1 protein-coding gene is annotated in these 322 nt (G+C 64.6%); it reads right to left on the bottom strand.

Annotated features, from left to right (window positions below):
* The coding region (locus B3D39_RS06800) for a substrate-binding domain-containing protein (RefSeq protein WP_286789536.1) at nucleotides 1-322 on the bottom strand (322 nt) is incomplete at both ends.

Here is a 322-nt window from a genome sequence, read left to right as displayed (position 1 = left end):
CTTGAAGTTGTCGGTGGCGAAGGTCGCATCCGCAGTGTCGGCGGGCTCGAACGGGGTGTCGAGCGCGATCACCAGCGCACCAGCCTCGCGCGCCTTCGTAACCGCAGGCGCAAGCGCACGGCTGTCGGACGGGGTGATCAGGATACCCTTGGCGCCTGCCGCGATGCAGCTTTCGACCGCCGCGACCTGGCTTTCCACGTCGCCGTCGAGCTTGCCCGCATAGGTGTTGAGCGTGATGCCCATCTCTTTGGCCTTGGCCGAGGCACCCTCTTTCATCTTCACGAAGAACGGGTTGGTGTCGGTCTTGGTGATCAGGCAGGCG

It is taken from the genome of Thioclava sp. UBA3469 (assembly GCF_002378135.1).
Classification (GTDB): domain Bacteria; phylum Pseudomonadota; class Alphaproteobacteria; order Rhodobacterales; family Rhodobacteraceae; genus Thioclava; species Thioclava sediminum.
The sequence above is the reverse complement of the archived record's forward strand: the minus strand, read 5'-3'. Positions and strand labels throughout refer to the sequence as shown.